A 15391-nucleotide genomic window follows, 5' to 3' on the forward strand; every position below is an offset into this window, starting at 1 on the left:
GTTCACTCCAGATTCTGGACCTGTTCGCGAAACTGCTCGACCACGTTTTTCATCTCGAGCCCGGTCTGGGTCAATTCCAGATCGTTCGACTTGGAGCAACAGGTGTTGACCTCGCGGTTGAATTCCTGGGCGAGGAAATCGAGCCGCCGCCCGACCGGTCCGCCCTTGCGGATCATTTCGCGCGCCTGGGCAACATGCGAGGCAATGCGATCGAGTTCTTCGCGGATGTCGGCCCTGCTCGCGATCAGGATCGCTTCTTGATTGAGGCGGTCGGAATCGAAGCGCTCGGAAGTTTCGAGCAGCGCTGCGATCTGCTCGGCCAGGCGCGCCTTGATCGCCTCGGGCTTGCGGCCGGGTGCGGCCTCGGCCTTCTTCGCCAGCTTCTCAATCTCGTCCATGCGCTGGAGCAGAATTTGCCCGAGCGTCGTGCCCTCGCGGCGTCGCATCTCGACCAGATTGGTGAGCGCCTGCTCGAACGCCGCGGCCGCCGCGGCCTTTGCCGCCTTCTCTTCCGCCTCGTCGCTCTCGGGTTCGACGACCTCGATGACGCCCTTGAGGCTCAGCAGACCGTCGATGCTCGGCGCCACCGCGTCGATCTTGCCGCCGAGTTCGCCGGCCACCTTGATGATCGAGGCCAGCACATTCTCGTTGATGCGCACCGTCGAGACCGCATCGGTGCGCTTGACGTTGAGGTTGGCGTATACCGTGCCGCGCGAGAGAACCTCGCCGGCACGCTTCTTGGCCGTGGCCTCGAGTTCGTCCCATCCCGGCGGCAGCCGCAGCCGCAGGTCAAAGCCCTTGGCGTTGACCGATTTCAATTCCCATTCGAACGTGTAGGGACCGCTGGCGCCGTGGCTCCGGGCAAAACCGGTCATGCTCGATAGCGCCATGGCGTCAATCTCTCCGAAAGGCGGGTTGCGGGACTCGCTGGGAACACCGCGACCTTAAAACGATTTCCGCCAAAGTGGAATTAGCTTCCAATCCGCAACGTAGGCGTCAACGCTGAATCACCGGCGGCGTTGTGGTCGATTGCGCGGCGCCCTGGCGGGCAGGTGCAGCGGCTGGCGCCGCCGGACGCGCGGGCTTCTTCGGCGCCGCTGGCTTGGTCGTCGTTGCGGTCGGATTGGTATCGGCGGCGGCACCGGCCGCGGCCGCCGGCGGCGGTTCGTCGGCCGGTTCGACGGTGTCGTTCTGAATCTGCTTTTCCATGGCCCGCAGCTTGGCGACGTTCTTCTGATGCTGGTCGTAGGTTTCAGTGAAGGTATGCCCGCCGGTCCCGTCGGCGACAAAGAACAGGTCGCGCGTGCGCGCCGGGTTGGCGGCCGCTTCCAGCGAGGCGCGACCGGGATTGGCGATCGGGCCCGGCGGCAGACCGTCGATCACATAGGTGTTGTAGGGCGACGGCTGCGTGATCTCCGAGCGCTTGATCGGTCGACCCAGCGTGCCTTTGCCGCCGACCAGGCCGTAGATGATGGTCGGATCGGACTGCAGCTTGATCTTCTGACGCAAGCGATTGACGAATACCGCGGCGACGCGGCTGCGCTCGTCGGCCTTGCCGGTTTCCTTCTCGATGATCGAGGCCAGCGTGACCAGCGCCTCCGGCGACTTGATCGGAACGTCCGGGTTGCGGCGCTCCCAGATTTCCGCAAGCACCCGCTTCTGGGTCTGCTGCATGCGCTGGATCACCTGATCGCGCGTGGTGCCGCGCGGGAACTTGTAGGTCTCGGGCAGCAGCGTGCCCTCACGCGGCACTTCCCGCACGCTGCCTGCGAAGATGTCGTTGTCGGTGAGCCGCGCCACGATCTGTTCCGAGGTCAGGCCTTCGGGGATGGTGACGGAGTGCTGCACCACCTTGCCCTCGACGATGGTGGCAATGACGTCGCGCAGGCTGGCGCTCTTCCTGAATTCATATTCGCCCGGCTTGAGATCGGAACTCGCTTTCAGCGCAAACACGCTGCCGATGAACAGCCACGGATTGACGTTGATCACGCCCTCGCGCTGCAGCGCGTCGGCGATGTCGCGTTTGCCGGCACGCGCGGGAATGTTGACGACCTTGTCTTCCTGCAACGGGCCCGGCGTTTCCAGCAATTGCCTGCCGTAATAATATGCAGTCCCCGCGCCGATCATCAGGATGATCAGGATGGTGATGATGGCATTGCCGATCACGACGAATGGATTGCGGGCGCGCTCCGACCGCTTCGGCGGCGGCGGCACCTGCTCGGGCTCCAGCGCAGCCCGCGGGCTCCGTGGTGAAATGGGCGGCCTCTCACTCATCGATGCAACCTGAATCCTGCCGGTTCAATCGTGGCCTAGCAAACCCCTGCCCTGCCAATAGCATACGCCCACACTTAGAAGTCATCGCTGAATACGGCAAAACGGTGGAGTCGTCCTAAACACTTGCTAATCAATCACGCGCCGCACGATCACGGAGGCGTTGGTACCCCCGAAACCGAAGGAATTGGAGAGTGCGACATCGATCTCACGCTTGCGCGCCGTTTGCGGCACCAGATCGATCGCGGTTTGCACCGACGGATTTTCGAGATTGATGGTGGGCGGAACGATGTTGTCGCGAATCGCGAGGATGCTGAAAATCGCCTCGATGGCGCCGGCCGCGCCCAGCAAGTGCCCGGTCGACGATTTGGTCGACGACATCGACACCTTCGAAGCGGCGTTGCCGAGCAACCGTTCCACCGCGCCGAGCTCGATCTCGTCGCCGATCTGCGTCGAAGTGCCGTGCGCGTTGATGTAGTCGAGATCGGATGCGGAAATGCCGGCGCGCTTCAGCGCCGCGCTCATGCTGCGGAAGCCGCCGTCGCCGTCCGGCGCCGGCGACGTAATGTGGTAGGCGTCGCCCGACAGGCCGTAGCCGACCACTTCGGCGTAGATTTTCGCGCCGCGGTTTTTCGCGTGCTCGTATTCCTCGAGCACCACGATGCCGGCGCCCTCACCCATCACGAAGCCGTCGCGATCCTTGTCATAGGGGCGCGAGGCCTTTTCCGGCGTTTCGTTGAAGCCGGTCGAGAGCGCGCGCGCGGCGCAGAAGCCCGCCATCGCCAGCCGGCAGATCGGCGATTCGGTTCCGCCCGCGACCATGACGTCGGCATCGCCGAGCATGATCAGCCGCGAGGCGTCGCCGATCGCATGCGCGCCGGTCGAACAGGCCGTCACGACGGAATGATTGGGTCCCTTGAGACCGTGCTCGATCGAGACATAGCCGGAAGCCAGATTGATCAGCCGGCCCGGAATGAAGAACGGCGATACCTTGCGCGGACCGCGTTCCTTCAGCAGCAGCGCGGTGTCGGCAATGCCGGACAGGCCGCCGATGCCCGAGCCGATCAGAGTGCCGGTCGCGCATTTGTCAGCCTCGGACTCGGGATGCCAGTTGGCATCGTCGAGCGCCTGGCGCGCCGCGGCCATCGCAAAGATAATGAAGTCGTCGACCTTGCGCTGGTCCTTCGGCTCCATCCACTGGTCGGGATTGAAGCTGCCTTCGGAGCCGTCGCCGCGCGGAATTACGCAGGCGATCTGGCTGGAGAGATCGGCGACTTCAAATGTCTCGATCTTCCTGGCGCCGCTTTCGCCGTTGAGGATACGCGCCCACGTTGTGTCAACGCCGCAGCCGAGCGGCGTAACCATGCCCAGCCCCGTGACGACAACCCGTCTCATGTCAAAAACTCCAGCCCGAAACTGACGGCCCAAAACAAGAAACCGGGGGACCGTTCAACAACGGTCCGTCCGGCTCTGTCGTACCGCGCCCGGGACGTCAGCTTTTCGCGTTCTTTTCGAGAAACTTGGTCGCGTCGCCGACGGTCAAAATCGTCTCGGCGGCGTCATCGGGAATTTCGCAACCGAACTCTTCTTCAAATGCCATCACAAGCTCGACGGTGTCGAGGCTGTCGGCGCCGAGGTCGTCGATGAAACTCGCAGCGTCGACCACCTTGTCCGGCTCGACACCGAGATGCTCGACAACAATCTTCTTAACCCGCTCGCCAATCTCACTCATCGTTCAACCTCGTGCTTGTTCCATTGGACCCGACCCCAAGAAGCTACAGCGACGCTACAGAGACGCTACGAGCCATCGTGGTCGTTAAACTTCCTTCGCTATCGCGCATAGTCTTGATTCGGCCCGGTGGTAGCCGACAAAGCCCGGCGAACGGCAGGCGACGCCACGCCAATATACAGGGTTTCAAAATCCTGCAATGGCCTTCTTTGCCCATCCGTCGGGGGTTCGGTTATCATACTTCCCAAGCCTTGACTACAAGCCTCGCCCAACCGCCCGAAACGGCCTTTCGCCGCATCGGCCGGGCCGGTAAATCGCTCAAATCATGGCCATTCCGCCGTTGACGTGAATCGTCTGGCCGGTGACGTAGCCGGCCTCGTTCGAAGCCAGATAGACCGCTGCTGCAGCAATGTCCTCCGGCGTCCCCAACCGTGCGGCAGGAACCTTGGTCAGGATGGTCTCGCGCTGCTTGTCGTTGAGCGCGTCGGTCATCGGCGTCTTGATGAATCCCGGCGCGATGCAATTGGCGGTCACGTTGCGCTTGGCATATTCCGCGCCCAGCGTCTTGATCAGGCCGATGATTCCGGCCTTCGAGGCGGTGTAGTTGGCCTGGCCGGGGTTGCCGGTGACGCCGACGATCGAGGTGATCGCGATGATGCGGCCGAAGCGCTTGCGCATCATCAGTTTGGTCGCGGCGCGGGCCAACCGGAAGGTCGCGGTCAGGTTGACCTTGATGACGTCGTCCCAGTCCTCGTCGCGCAACTGCACGAACAGGTTGTCGCGGGTGATGCCGGCGTTGGCGATCAGGATATCGACCTGTCCCATCGCGGCTTCCGCCGCGGGCACCAGCGCCTCGACCTCGGCACTGTCGGAGAGGTTGCACGGCAATACATGGACGCGTTCGCCCAACTGGCCGGCGAACGAATCCAGCACCTCGCGGCGGGTCCCGGAAATCGCCACCGTCGCACCCTGTCTGTGCAACGCCTGCGCGATCGCCCCGCCGATGCCACCGGTCGCGCCGGTCACCAGCGCCGTCCTGCCCGTCAAATCGAACATTGTATTCTCCTTAACCGCAGCGTTACGCCGACGCAGCCAATGCGTCCTTGGCGGCGGCAATGTCGCCGGGCCCGCTGACGGACACGCCGACCGCGCCGTCGGCAATGCGCTTGACCAACCCGCTCAACACCTTGCCGGCGCCGATCTCAAAGAACCTGTTAACGCCGTGGGCCGCCATGTAAGCGACCGACTCGCGCCAGCGCACGGTGCCGGTGACCTGTTCGATCAGCCGGCGGCGGATCTCGTCGGGGTCGGTGATGGCTGAAGCCAGCACGTTCGACACCAGCGGCGAGGCCGGCGCGTTGATCGTCACGTCTGCCAGGGCCTTCGCCATCGCGTCGGCGGCGGGCTGCATCAGCTTGCAGTGGAACGGCGCGGATACCGGCAGCAGCATCGCCCGCTTGGCGCCCTTGGTCTTGGCGATGTCGAGTGCGCGTTCGACCGCGGCCTTGTCGCCGGACACCACCACCTGCCCGCCGCCATTGTCGTTGGCGGCCTGACAGACCTGCCCCTGCGCGGCTTCGGCGGCAACCGCGGTGGCCGCCTCATAGTCGAGCCCGAGCAGCGCGGCCATCGCGCCGACGCCGACCGGCACCGCCTTCTGCATGGCCAAACCGCGGATGCGCAGCAGGCGCGCGGTGTCGCTGATGCTGAGGCTGCCGGCCGCGGCCAGCGCCGAATATTCGCCAAGCGAGTGCCCGGCGACGTAAGCGGCATCCCGCCCGACCGAGAAGCCCGCTTCGGTCTCCAGCACGCGCAACGTGGCGAGCGAGACCGCCATCAGGGCCGGCTGGGCGTTTTCGGTGAGCTGGAGGGTTTCGGCCGGGCCATCCCAGATGATCGCGGTCAGCTTCTCGCCGAGCGCCGCGTCGACCTCGTCAAACACGGCCCGCGCGGCCGGAAAGGCCTCCGCCAGGGCCTTGCCCATGCCAACCGCCTGCGAACCCTGCCCCGGAAATGTAAATGCAGCCGTCATCGGCGCTCCCTCTAAAACAAGAGGCCGTAAGACACTGACGGGGGCCGGGATGTCAAGCCGCGTTGCGGGATAGAAAATCGCGAAAACAACCCCATGCAAAGTAGAACGGAACGCGAAAAACGGCCTCGCATCGCGACCTGGCCTAATCCCATCCCACCCTAGAAGCCGCCGGCCGCCTGATCGCTGCCTACCTCGGCACCGGCCCGCGCGCGGCGCACGCTGCTCGCCAACTGTCCGGGGCGATCCTGCTGGTTCGGCTTCGCCGTCGCCAGCCGCAGCACGGTCGCGTAATTCGGCTGCACTTCCATGCGGGCCGCATGCCGGCTTTGGCTTAAGATGCGGTGCACCCGCGGCAGGTTGTAGCAGGGCACGTAGAACAGCAGATGATGCTCGAGGTGGTAGTTGACGTAGTACGGCGCGATGAACAGCCGCTCGAGGAAATTGGCGTGGGTGGTGCGGGTATTGCGCAGCGGATCGGCGCTGTCGGGCACCACCGCATGCTCGGCGATGTTGCGGATGCGGGTGATCACCATCTGCCAGGTGACCAGCGGCAACAGCCATAGCAGCGGATAGGCCCACCAGACGCCGGCGGCGGCGAGCCCTGCGAACATCACCGCATTGACGATGCATTGCGGGCCGAGCTTCTCCCAGAAATGCGCGGCGCGCTGCGAAAGCGGCCATTCCTTCGGCCCGAGCGCGTTGAGCAGTTGCGCCTTGCGCTGCTGATAGCCGGTCTGCCCGGTGATATCGCGCACGAATTTGCGACGGTAGCTTATCCCCGTGATCGGGAACGGCGCCGACAGCACCAGGTCGGGATCGTCGTCCTGCTGCGTCCTGGCATGATGCTGCAAATGATAGCGGCGATAGGCGCGCGTCTCGCCGAAAATCGGATAGGCGCAGAACCACTGGCTCAGGGTCAGGTTGGTCTTCTCGTCGGCCGAGAGACAGCCATGGGCGCCGTCATGCATCAGAATCGCAAGCCCGAGTTGACGCGAGCCGATGATGCCGACCGCCAGAATGAATGTCAGCGGGTTGGGCCACCACGCCACCAGCGCGATCGCGCCCAATATCAGTGCCCAGGCGTGCACGATCATGGCCGCGCCCTTCCACGTCGAGCGCTCGCGCACGGCGATCAGTTGATCTTCGGTCAGGAAATCGCGGGCCCGCATGCGAAGCGCGGTCATGATGAAGTCTCCCCGTCGGGTGAATCTGAAACGGATGCATCGCGGTCATCGACGACGCGCAGGCGCGTACGGTCGCCGGCCGGTTTTGGAGTCGCCTGCTCGCCCAACACGCGCAGCATCTCGGCGCACAGTTCTTCCGCCGAGCGGCCCATGGCATAGCCCTCGACCATCACGCCGATCGCGACCGCCCAGAACCGCCGCGAGGTCGCGTCGGGATCGCGCAAGGTATTCCAGCCGTGCCGTTCGATCTGGTTCGAATAGGCGCGCAGCCCCTCGCCGTGCAGCCGCTCGATAGTGCGCTCGACCAGCGGCGCCAGATCCTGGCGGCGCCGCGTCAAGGTCAGCGCCTCGGCGAAGAACGCCACCGAATCGGTCGCCGTCACGCTCTCGACCAGCGCGCGCGTGTAATCCCGCGGCGTATGCACCTGCAGCGCCGCCTGCTCGGCCGCCCGCGCCACATACAGCATGTCGCGGCAGGCGGCTTCGACGAACAACGCTTCCTTGGTGCGGAAGTAATAGGTGATCTGGCTGGGGAAAGCGTCGGCGGCGGCTGCGATATCGGAGATCGACGTGCCGGCCAGGCCGCGCTCGCGGAACAGGCGGCTGGCGCCGTCCAGCAGCCGCGAACGCATCTCGCGCCCCGCCGAGCGGGTCGCGCGGGCGGCGTGCTTGGGATCGCCGCTGGGCGCTTCGGGAGCCGATTGGACGGATTTGGGAGCCATTTTGCCCTCTCGATACTTATTTGTATGATATACAAACAAACATGTCAACGGAGAGCCTGTGCTATCCCCTGCGCGGTCCCGCCCGGTCAGGAATCCGGCCAGAAACCAGCCAAACCTGGCATCAACGCTTGCCAGCAGGCGCAAAATCCTTATAACCCGCGCATCCGTGGATCCCGGCCGGGAGCTGAACGGACGGTCTCAGCAATCTCACCTTTTGGCGATGTTGATGTGGCAGGGCCAGTCGGCCCGTCGTCCCGTGCTTCCGCCTTCTGAGCATTATCGAGTCCTTTCCGGAGGTCTCGAAGGGCTTGCCGCCGGGAACCGCGCCAACACAGGAAAGGACACCCATGCCTCTTTACGAGCATGTATTTCTCGCGCGTCAGGATGCGAGCACCCAGCAGGTTGAAGAACTGACCACCCAGATGACCGGCATCGTCGAAGGTCTCGGCGGCAAGGTCGTGAAGATGGAAAACTGGGGCGTGCGCTCGCTCACCTATCGCATGAACAAGAATCGCAAAGCGCATTTCGTGCTGATGAATCTCGATGCTCCCTCGGCTGCGGTCACGGAGATCGAACGTCAGGAGCGGATCAGCGAAGACGTGATCCGTTATCTCACCGTCCGCGTCGAAGAGCACGAGGAAGGTCCCTCGGCGATGATGCGCAAGGCTGATCGCGATCGCGAACGTGACGATCGTGGCGGCGGCTTCCGCGGCGACCGCGAAGGCGGATTCCGTGGCGATCGCGAAGGCGGTGGATTCCGCGGCGACCGTGGCCCGCGTCGGCCGCGTGAGGACGAAGCAACCGCAGCGGTTGAGGAGTAAGAATCATGGCTGAAGCTGGTGCACGCCGTCCGTTTTTCCGTCGCCGCAAGACCTGCCCGTTCACGGGTCCGAATGCGCCGAAGATCGACTACAAGGATTCCAAGCTGCTGATGCGTTACGTCTCCGAGCGCGGCAAGATCGTGCCGAGCCGCATCACCGCCGTCTCCGCCAAGAAGCAGCGTGAACTCGCCCGCGCCATCAAGCGCTCGCGGTTCCTCGGCCTCTTGCCCTACGTTATTCGCTAAACCATTCCGGTCCGCGGCATCAGCGCCGCGGACCGCACTCTTCATAAGGCTTCCGGGTCGTCCGGTCGCCGATGGTTGGGGTCGAGAAGACCTCTAACCGCTCGAAAGGAGCGGGACAGCTGATGATCGCGATTACACTCATTGCGCTTGCGGCCGGCTCTGCGTCGGCGCTGATGTTCGCCTCGATCATCTCGGGCGCACTGATCTCGCTCGTGCTGTTCTATCTGTCGCCGCTGCCGTTGATGGTGACGGCGATCGGATGGGGACCGCTCGCGGCCACGATCGGCGGCATTGCCGCCGCGTCCGGCCTCGGCGCGATGTTCGGCCTGCCCTATTGCGCGGCCTTTGCCCTCACTGTCGCGTTGCCTGCCTGGTGGCTCGGCCATCTCGCGCTGCTCGGCCGGCCGATGCAGAGCGCCGCGCCCACCGCCGATGCCGCGCCGGCTGCACCCACGCTCGAATGGTATCCGGTCGGCCGCATCCTGCTCTGGATCGCGGGCTTTGCCGCGCTCACGACCATCGCGGCCATGCTGACGCTCGGCACCGATGCCGAAACCATCACCGGCACGCTGCGTCGCGGGCTATTGCGGATACTCGGGCCGCGCGATGCCGCCTCGGCGGGCGACGTCGAACGCTGGGTTGCCGCGCTTTCTCTCATCGCACCGCCGGCGGCGGCGATCGTCGCAATGATGACGTTGACGCTCAATCTCTGGCTTGCCGGCAAGATCGCGGCGACCTCTGGCCGGCTGCACCGGCCCTGGCCGGATCTCAAAACCGCGGAACTGCCGCCGATGACGCTGGTGGTGCTGTCGGTCGCGATGGCCCTTTGCTTCGTCGGCGGACTTGCCGCCCTGTTCGCGCAGATCGCCACCGCGGCGCTGATGATGGCCTACGCCTTTACCGGCTTTGCCGTGCTGCACACGCTGACGCTGACGATGAAGAGCCGCGCAATCTGGCTGTCCTGCACCTACGCCATCGTCGTGGTGTTCGGCTGGCCGGTGCTGGCGATGATCGTACTCGGCCTTGCCGACGCCGTGTTCGGATTTCGCCAGCGTTATCTGCGCGGCAAGCAACCGCCGCCTCTGCCCGTTTCTTAAGATTCCACCGATCCACTCAAACCAAACACTGATCACTTCAAAAGGAGAACGAAAATGGAAGTCATTTTGCTGGAACGCGTCGCCAAGCTCGGCCAGATGGGCGAAGTCGTCCGCGTCAAGGACGGGTTTGCCCGCAACTTTTTGCTCAAGCGCGGCAAGGCGCTGCGCGCCACCGCCGACAACCGCTCCAAGTTCGACGGCATGAAGGCCGAACTCGAGGCCAACAACATCAAGGCCAAGGGCGAAGCGAGCAAGGTCGCCGAGAAGATCAACGGCCGCAACGTCGTCGTGCTGCGTCAGGCTTCCGAAACCGGCCAGCTGTTCGGTTCGGTCAGCGTGCGCGACATCATTGCGTCGTTCGAGGCCGATGGCGTCACCATCAGCCGCAGCCAGGTTCTGCTCGACGCGCCGATCAAGACCATCGGCAAGCACGCGATCGCGATCGCGGTGCATCCGGAAGTCGAAGTCAGCGTCAGCGTCACCGTGGCGCGCAGCGCCGATGAAGCCGAGCGCATCAACCGCGGCGAAGACATCTCGACCCGCCAGGAAGACCAGGACGCCGCCGCCGAGGCGCTCGCCGCCGCCGGCGAGTTCTTCGATCCGGAAGCCCAGCACGACGACGAAGCGCCGGCGGCCGAGACCGAGAAGTAAAACGCTTCATTCGAAGCGATAGGAAGAACCTCGAGCCCGGCCCTCAGGCCGGGCTCGAACTTTTAGCCTGCTATCCTGGCGGCCGCCTTCTCGTCGAGCATGGCGATCGAGGCAAGCGCGGTCGCGGTGTGCTTCTCGACACCATCGGTGATGCAAAACACGTCGGCCGCGACGACGGCGACCTGACGCCCAGGCTTGATCACGCGCGCCCGGCAGATCAGGCGTTCGCCCACCGCCGGCGACAACAGATTCAATTTATATTCCGCGGTCAGCGCCGACTGTCCCCGCGATGTCGCCGCCGCGATCGTGGTCGCATTGTCGACCAGGAAAGCGGTGACGCCGCCGTGAAACAGCCCGTGCTGCTGCAACAGTTCCGGCCGGCGGTCGACCTCAAGCGTGCACGACCCGCGCGCCAGCTCGGATAGCTCCGCGCCAATGTGGCTCATAAAACCCTGCCGTCCGACGTTGTCGCGGATCTGCGTTTCGATGGGCGCGAAATCAGGGTCGCTATCTGCCGTCATGGGTTTTCTCCCGGCTTGTTGCCTGTATCCGGCGCGACCACCGCACGGATGGCGCAGGCGATCAGGACGTCGATCTGGTCTCTCGGATCGGCACGGTCGCGGCCCGACAGCCAGGCGCGGCAGAAAATCTGCGCCGGCCCGATGATCTGGCTGAAGAACAGCGTTGCCGTCATCGGCAGCAATTCGCCGCGCGCGAGCAGCGGTGTCCGCCATCGCTCGACGGCTTCCGCCAGCCGCGAATTCTGCTCACGTTGCGCACCCCGGACCTCTTCGGTCCATTCGCTGCGGGAAATCTCAAACAGATAACGTGCTTCGCGCCTGTTGTTCACGACCCAGCCGAGATGCGCACGGATCAGCCGCCTCACCCCCTCCTGCGCGCCGCAGGGTTCGCCGATCGCGGCGAGGACCGAGGCGTGATAGCGGCCGAGGATTTCCAGAAACAGGGTGCCGGCGAGTTCCTTCTTCGATCCGAAGAAATGAAAGAAGCTGCCGTTGGATGCCCGCGCACGGGTTCGGATGGCCGCAACCGTTGCGCCCTCAAAGCCGTCGCGATCGAACACCGCCAATCCCGCCGCCAGCAAATCCTCGCGCGCCGTTGTCACCGCATCCGCCCTCGAATTCTCACTGGACGATTACTCTAGAGCAACACTCTAGAAGCGGTCAAGCGAGGCCGTGGACCGTCGTTGCGATCACTGAATTTATTGGGAGATCGGCGGCACAGGCGGGCCCGCAGGAGCCTCCGGCGGTGACGGAGGCGCTGACGCCGTCACGGCGGGCGCAGCCGGTGGTGCCGCGGCAGGGGCTGCGGCAGAAGACGGGCTGGCCGCAGGCTCCGGCGTGCCGCTGGCGGTCGTCGCGGATCCCGCCGGCGCCGGTGTCACCGCCGGAACCGGGTCGGGCCGCGGCGGCTTCGCCTCGCTACCGCTACTTTCCTTGGGCGCGTCGACCTTCGCCGTTTCAGATTTGGCCGTCTCGGACTTGCCCTCGCCGGCAGGCTTGGTGGCCTCGGGCTTGTCCTCGCTCTTGTCGGCATCGCTCTTGTTGGCTTCGGTCTTGCCGGTTTCAGTCTTGCCGGTTTCCGTCTTCGTCGTGTCGGTCTTGCCGGTCTCGGTCTTGCCGATCTCGGTCTTGGCGGGATCCGTCTTGCCGGCATCGTCCTTTGCGGCGTTGCCTATGGCCTCTTCAACCTTCGGCTCTTCGGCGCCGGGCTTGACGCGCTTGCCTAGCTTCTGCTTGCCGCGCGGCTTGCTGTCGGTCGCGGCCTGTGCCGGCACCTGGCCGTCCTCGGGCTTGGCGCCATCTGGCGCCTGGCCCGGACGCGCCAGTCGCCTGGCGTCGCGGCCCGTCCGGCCGCCCTCGCCTTGCGGCGCCATTCCGTCGGCGTCGGGTTTTGAGGCCTCTTGGGCCGGCGCGGACGGATGCAACCTGCGGCCGAAGCGGTCGAGCTGCTCCGGTTTGCCGTCAGGTTTGCCTTCGGGCCTGCCGTCCTGCTTCGCCTCCTGCTTGCCATCCTTTTTGGACGGATCCTGCTTCGGCGCATCCTTGGCCTGGTAGCGCGTATCGGTGGCACCATTCGAAACCAGGAAGGAAGCCAGTACCGAGGCCATGTCGCTGGAGGTCGTGTAGTGCTGGCGCAGGAAGCCCGGCAGCGACGACGCCGGGACGGTTTTCAGCAGGCCGCGCGGGCTCTTATGGCACGCAGTGCAGGTACCGGCGAAAATCTGGGAGGGGCTCTTGCCGGCTTCGAGGTTGGTCAACTGCGCATGGGCAGATCCCGCCGCAAAACAGCCGATCACAAGCGTCACCGTCGCTAAACTGAGCGCTCGGCTCAACATCCCTGCTTCTCCAGATACGGAATCGCGGCCGGCATCACACGGCGCGGCCGGCGGCGGTCACCTTTTAGCCGATTATCCCGCGAATGGAAGCGCACTTATGACGCAACTGCGTGATCGCTCGAACCGGGAATATCCGCTTTGACTACAAAGCACTAGCCCGCCATCATCGTCACAGTTATGATCTCGTTGACGCAGATTGGAACCTTCCGTTCCACAGTGCGTCAGGTGTAATGTCATTGTCGTTCCATTGGTGCTTCGATGGACCGTTTATTGCGTTATTTCCTGGGTCAGTTCATTCGCCGCGGCACGATGACCTTCACGGCCGTGAGCGGGGCCAGCTTTACCTGCGGCGACGGCAGCGGCCGACCGATCTCGGTACGGTTCCTGAGCGAACGGACCCAACGCCGGATCCTGCTCAATCCAGAACTGGCGCTCGGCGAAGCCTATATGGATGGCACGTTTGTGGTCGAGAACGGCTCGATCGCGGATGCACTCGAAATCCTGCTCGATCAGCCCGGAATGGTGCCGCGCTGGGCCCAGCTGCAATGGTGGCTACGCTACTTCGGCAGGCACATCGGGCAACTCAACTGGCGCGGCCGCTCGAAAGACAATGTCGCCCATCATTATGATCTCGACGGGCGGCTCTATTCCCTCTTTCTCGACGCCGACAAGCAATATAGTTGCGCCTATTTCGAAACGCCGGACACCACGCTCGATGATGCCCAACTCGCCAAGAAGCGGCACCTCGCCGCCAAGCTTTTGATCGAGCCCGGCAACCGCGTACTCGACATAGGCTCCGGCTGGGGCGGTCTTGCCCTTTATCTTGCGGAAACGACCGGTGCCGAGGTTACCGGTATCACGCTCTCGACCGAACAGTTGCAGGCTGCGAACGCCCGCGCGGCAGAGAAGCGCCTGACGGATTCGGCGAGATTTCTCCTTGCCGACTATCGCGACGTTCCGGGCCGGTTCGACCGGATCGTGTCGGTCGGCATGTTCGAACATGTCGGCGTCGGCTTCTACGAGAAATTTTTTCGGCGATGCGCCGAGCTTCTCAGCGATGACGGCGTGATGGTGCTGCATTCGATCGGCCGCTCGACCGGCCCCGACGTGACCAGCCCCTGGATCACGAAGTACATTTTTCCGGGCGGCTATATCCCCGCCGTCTCCGAGGTCGTGCCCGCGATCGAGCGCGCCGGCCTGTTGATGTGCGACATCGAGATTCTCAGGCTGCATTACGCCGAAACGCTGAAAGCCTGGCGCGAACGGTTCATGGCGCGGCGGGAAGAGGCCGTGCGGCTATATGACGAGCGCTTTGCACGGATGTGGGAGTTCTATCTGGCGGGTTCGGAGATGTCGTTCCGCAAGCAAAATCTGATGAATTTCCAGATCCAGCTCACCCGGCGCCAGGGCATTGTGCCGATCACCCGCGATTACATCGCGCGTGAAGAAGCCAAGCTGCGCGAGATTGAGGGCCGCAGGCAACCACGGCTGCAACTGGCCGGCGAATAACGGCGGATACCCTAGTGACGCAGGCCGTAAGGTGACGCGTACGGCCCGTAAACACTTGCCGGACGGGCAAGCTGCGCGCGCAGGGCGGCAAGCACTTGGGCGTCACAGGGAACGGCACGCATTTCAGGGCGCGACACCTCTTCAAAGGTATCGATCAGCATCGACAGCCATGCGCGCTGTTCGCTTCCCGATCGCCACGTCTGGAGTGCCTGACCCATCGTGTTCCCTGACTGTCCAAGTTTCCTGACCGTTCAAGTCCGTCGCCGTTACCAACCCAAAAACCGTCGGCCCGTTCCAAATTTCCGCCTGGCTCCCTGCCGGTTTCTTGCCGGTTTCTTGGGCCACTACCTGCCCCGAAGAAATACGGGCTGATGTGATCCAGTTCACAGAGTCCCCTGCCGGTCTGGCGTAGATCTCCGGACATGGCCCAGAAACCCTACCCAGCATCGTTCGATCCGAAAGCCGACCTCAGGACCGACTACGCCTTGATCGCAACTGGCGTAGGCGCTGCCCTGATCGCCTTGATCTATCTCATCCTGATTTGATCAACGCTTAAGACCCCGGCCGGAACACGCCCTCGCCCTTCGATTAAGTCCATCCATCTGGCGATAAGGTTCAGGCCGCCCCTCAATTTTGTGCGGCATTTTATCGAATGCGCTTCGGCCGCGGCTCCCGTTGCCGGCCAACTCCCGTCAAGCGGAATGCGCAAGCACCGTCAGGATTCACAAATCGCATTGTGTGAATCGGGCATAAGGCCTACGCGGACTTTCGGAT

Annotated in this window: 18 protein-coding genes; 6 read left to right on the top strand and 12 right to left on the bottom strand. The window is 64.1% G+C overall.

Features of this window, described 5'->3' with window-relative positions:
- Positions 1-2: 2 nt before the first annotated feature.
- The 8 genes from FFI89_RS20010 to FFI89_RS20045 all read right to left on the bottom strand — a co-directional run bounded on the left by FFI89_RS20010 (position 3) and on the right by FFI89_RS20045 (position 7938).
- On the bottom strand, positions 3-890 hold the full coding sequence (locus FFI89_RS20010; RefSeq protein WP_138829403.1) for a YicC/YloC family endoribonuclease: 888 nt from the start codon (positions 888-890) through the stop codon (positions 3-5).
- A gap of 106 nt (positions 891-996) precedes the next feature.
- Positions 997-2274, bottom strand: coding sequence for an endolytic transglycosylase MltG (mltG, locus tag FFI89_RS20015; protein WP_138829404.1), 1278 nt, complete (start codon positions 2272-2274; stop codon positions 997-999).
- Between the two features lie 126 nt (positions 2275-2400).
- Positions 2401-3666, bottom strand: a complete 1266-nt coding sequence (gene fabF / locus FFI89_RS20020; RefSeq protein ID WP_138829405.1) for a beta-ketoacyl-ACP synthase II — start codon at positions 3664-3666, stop codon at positions 2401-2403.
- Between the two features lie 97 nt (positions 3667-3763).
- The gene (locus FFI89_RS20025) at positions 3764-4003 is read right to left on the bottom strand and encodes an acyl carrier protein (RefSeq protein WP_027536714.1); all 240 of its coding nucleotides are present in this window, start codon (positions 4001-4003) and stop codon (positions 3764-3766) included.
- 315 nt (positions 4004-4318) lie between these two features.
- Entirely contained in the window at positions 4319-5056 is a 738-nt protein-coding gene (gene fabG, locus FFI89_RS20030) for a 3-oxoacyl-[acyl-carrier-protein] reductase (protein ID WP_138829406.1), read from the bottom strand.
- 22 nt (positions 5057-5078) lie between these two features.
- Positions 5079-6032 (bottom strand): ACP S-malonyltransferase, encoded by a 954-nt coding sequence (gene fabD, locus FFI89_RS20035; RefSeq protein WP_138829407.1) that lies wholly within the window; start codon positions 6030-6032, stop codon positions 5079-5081.
- 158 nt (positions 6033-6190) lie between these two features.
- Positions 6191-7216, bottom strand: a complete 1026-nt coding sequence (locus tag FFI89_RS20040; RefSeq protein ID WP_138829408.1) for a fatty acid desaturase family protein — start codon at positions 7214-7216, stop codon at positions 6191-6193.
- Positions 7213-7938, bottom strand: coding sequence for a TetR/AcrR family transcriptional regulator C-terminal domain-containing protein (locus FFI89_RS20045; protein WP_138829409.1), 726 nt, complete (start codon positions 7936-7938; stop codon positions 7213-7215). Before FFI89_RS20045 ends, FFI89_RS20040 begins: the two co-directional genes overlap by 4 nt.
- Positions 7939-8285: 347 nt before the next feature.
- On the opposite strand from FFI89_RS20045, the gene rpsF reads away from it, so the two are divergent.
- From rpsF to rplI, 4 genes are all read left to right on the top strand, one after another.
- Positions 8286-8759, top strand: a complete 474-nt coding sequence (rpsF, locus tag FFI89_RS20050; RefSeq protein ID WP_138835494.1) for a 30S ribosomal protein S6 — start codon at positions 8286-8288, stop codon at positions 8757-8759.
- A 5-nt stretch (positions 8760-8764) separates the two neighbouring features.
- The gene (rpsR, locus tag FFI89_RS20055; protein WP_002711478.1) at positions 8765-9004 is read left to right on the top strand and encodes a 30S ribosomal protein S18; all 240 of its coding nucleotides are present in this window, start codon (positions 8765-8767) and stop codon (positions 9002-9004) included.
- A gap of 122 nt (positions 9005-9126) precedes the next feature.
- Positions 9127-10101: a hypothetical protein gene (locus FFI89_RS20060; RefSeq protein WP_138829410.1), complete on the top strand. Its 975-nt coding sequence runs from the start codon at positions 9127-9129 to the stop codon at positions 10099-10101.
- A 54-nt stretch (positions 10102-10155) separates the two neighbouring features.
- On the top strand, positions 10156-10752 hold the full coding sequence (gene rplI / locus FFI89_RS20065) for a 50S ribosomal protein L9 (RefSeq protein ID WP_138829411.1): 597 nt from the start codon (positions 10156-10158) through the stop codon (positions 10750-10752).
- Positions 10753-10814: 62 nt separating this feature from the next.
- Here rplI and FFI89_RS20070 read toward each other — a convergent pair whose 3' ends face one another.
- The 3 genes from FFI89_RS20070 to FFI89_RS20080 all read right to left on the bottom strand — a co-directional run bounded on the left by FFI89_RS20070 (position 10815) and on the right by FFI89_RS20080 (position 13108).
- Positions 10815-11273 (bottom strand): PaaI family thioesterase, encoded by a 459-nt coding sequence (locus FFI89_RS20070; protein WP_138829412.1) that lies wholly within the window; start codon positions 11271-11273, stop codon positions 10815-10817.
- On the bottom strand, positions 11270-11875 hold the full coding sequence (locus FFI89_RS20075; RefSeq protein WP_138829413.1) for a TetR/AcrR family transcriptional regulator: 606 nt from the start codon (positions 11873-11875) through the stop codon (positions 11270-11272). Before FFI89_RS20075 ends, FFI89_RS20070 begins: the two co-directional genes overlap by 4 nt.
- Positions 11876-11971: 96 nt before the next feature.
- On the bottom strand, positions 11972-13108 hold the full coding sequence (locus tag FFI89_RS20080; RefSeq protein WP_138829414.1) for a hypothetical protein: 1137 nt from the start codon (positions 13106-13108) through the stop codon (positions 11972-11974).
- A gap of 258 nt (positions 13109-13366) precedes the next feature.
- Here FFI89_RS20080 and FFI89_RS20085 point away from each other — a divergent pair, with 258 nt between their 5' ends.
- Entirely contained in the window at positions 13367-14617 is a 1251-nt protein-coding gene (locus FFI89_RS20085) for a cyclopropane-fatty-acyl-phospholipid synthase family protein (RefSeq protein ID WP_138829415.1), read from the top strand.
- Between the two features lie 11 nt (positions 14618-14628).
- Here the strand turns inward: FFI89_RS20085 and FFI89_RS20090 are convergent, their stop codons facing one another.
- A complete protein-coding gene (locus FFI89_RS20090; RefSeq protein WP_138829416.1) occupies positions 14629-14835 on the bottom strand; it encodes a transcriptional regulator in 207 nt (68 codons plus the stop codon).
- Between the two features lie 204 nt (positions 14836-15039).
- On the opposite strand from FFI89_RS20090, the gene FFI89_RS35220 reads away from it, so the two are divergent.
- Positions 15040-15162, top strand: coding sequence for a hypothetical protein (locus tag FFI89_RS35220; protein WP_256379141.1), 123 nt, complete (start codon positions 15040-15042; stop codon positions 15160-15162).
- Positions 15163-15391: the final 229 nt, after the last annotated feature.

This window comes from Bradyrhizobium sp. KBS0727 (genome assembly GCF_005937885.2).
GTDB lineage: Bacteria > Pseudomonadota > Alphaproteobacteria > Rhizobiales > Xanthobacteraceae > Bradyrhizobium.